This is a genomic window from Paenibacillus sp. J5C2022 (genome assembly GCF_025567625.1).
In the GTDB taxonomy this organism is placed as follows: Bacteria; Bacillota; Bacilli; order Paenibacillales; family Paenibacillaceae; genus Pristimantibacillus.
In genome coordinates this window covers 1-2,176 of the sequence record NZ_JAOQJC010000093.1, presented here as the reverse complement: position 1 = coordinate 2,176, position 2,176 = coordinate 1, and the positions used below count along the sequence as shown (strand labels likewise).

Sequence of the window (2,176 nt, the reverse complement as noted above, 5' to 3'; positions counted from 1 at the left end):
TTGGTCAGAGCAGCGGATAAGGCCGGCAATATAAGCTCACCGTCTCGCATGATCAATATCAGTCGTAGCGGATTGGAGCTCGATGTCGCCTTGAAGCTGGACAACGGCAGCACATACACCGCTGGCGATTGGGTGAACCAAAGCGTGACGGCAAGCGTCAATTCAAAGCAAACGACAGGTGGTGTTACGGTAACCTCCACAACTTATTCCCTGGATGGAGGATCGTTCTGGCAGCCCTATGTCGCACCGTTCTCCTTCAGCAGTGAAGGCCAGCATACGCTGGATGTGAAGGCGGTAGACAGTGCGGACAATGAGCTGACAGCATCCTACGTTGTCCGGGTGGATACAATCGTACCGGTCGTACATTTGGGCACGAACGGTAATGAGACATATGCAACATCGGCTTCCACTGCCGTAACTGTCAGCGATAATGGAGGCGGCATCGATCTGTCCAGTCTGCAATATGTATGGACGCAGAGCATAAGCACACCGGACGGGGGTGCGGCATGGAGCGGCTTCGCAAGCGGAGACAGCTTGTCGAAGACGGGCGTTGACGGCGACTGGTATTTGCACGTGCAAGCGAAGGACATAGCGGGCAATGAGGTACAGGTCGGTTCGAATCGCTTCCGGCTCGACAACAGCGCCCCCGAGGCTGTCTTGGGTACGAACGGGAAGGAAACGTACGCGATGTCGGCCTCCACTGTCGTAACCGTCAGCGATAATGGAGGCGGCGTCGATCCATCCAGTCTGCAGTATGTATGGACGCAGAGCGCAAGCACACCGGACGGGGGTGCGGCATGGAGCGGCTTCGCAAGCGGGGACACCCTGTCGAAGTCAGGCGTTGACGGCGACTGGTATGTGCATGTGCAAGCGAAGGACGTAGCGGGCAATGAGTTACAGGTCGGATCGCCCCGGTTCCGGCTCGACAACAGCGCTCCCGAGGCTGTTTTGGGTACGAACGGGAATGAAATGTACGCGATGTCGGCCTCCACTGCCGTAACTGTAAGCGATAATGGAAGCGGCGTCGATCCGTCCAGTTTGCAGGCAGTATGGACGCAGAGCGCAAGCACACCGGACGGGGGGGCGGCATGGAGCGGCTTCGCAAACGGAGACATCTTGTCGAAGTCAGGCGTTGACGGCGATTGGTATTTGCATATCCGGGCTGTCGATGCAGCAGGCAACGCCATGGACGCCGGATCGAACCGCTTCCGGCTCGACAACAGCGCACCTGAGGCCGCCTTTGGCACGAATGGGAATGAATCGTCCGCGAACTGGGCCTCGACAACCGTAACTGTCAGTGACAGTGACAGCGGCGTCGATCCGTCCAGCCTGCAATATGTATGGACGAATAGCGCCAGTGCGCCGGCTGGGGACGAAGAGTGGACCGGTTTTGCAAGCGGAGATGACTTGAAGAAGAGTGGCGTTGACGGAGAGTGGTACCTGCATGTGAGAGGGATGGATTTCGTTGGCAACACACTGCAAGCCGTATCCAACCGCTTCAAGCTGTTCACGCTAGTCCTCCCGATCGTCAACAACCAAGCCGGTTTTTACGAAGATTCACAATTGCTCGACAGGATCAACACCATCCAAAAGATGACTCGGGCAGATGGTACCACCATTGAGAAAGTTACCATCTATGAAGCCACACTAAACCAAGCGCTGAAGAAACTGGAGAAGGATCTGCTGACGATTCGGGTGAATGATATGGAGCGTGTAGTGCAAGTGCAACTGCCGGCTAAATCTCTCCAATCGGCTGTGCAGTCTGAACCGAATCTTACTATTGAAGTGGAGCTAAGCGGTTCACGCTATCAGCTGCCGATGTCGGCAATCCATTGGGAGCAGATAGCCGAGAAGCTTGGCCTAGCGCTGGAGAACATGAAGGTGAACGTAACGCTGGAACAGATGAATTCGGACAGCGAAGCGGGGCTCCGGCAGCTTGCCGCCGATCAAGGACTGCGCCTGGCCAGCCGCGTCATCGACTTCAAAGTGACGGTGGAGGCGGGTGGTGAAATATTCGAAATCGGTGATTTCGGCGGAACCTATATGACCCGGGCGATAGTGATCGATGAGGCAGAGGAAGTCTCCACCCTGATTGGCGTAAGGGTAGAGCCGGAGAAGAACACATTCCGCTTCGTCCCTTCCTTGCCGGGAACGCGTGCGGACGGAAAGGCGGAAA

1 pseudogene is annotated in these 2,176 nt (G+C 56.4%); it reads left to right on the top strand.

The features are described from left to right. Window positions 1–2,176, top strand: a pseudogene (locus M6D81_RS31360) (hypothetical protein); the annotation flags it as partial.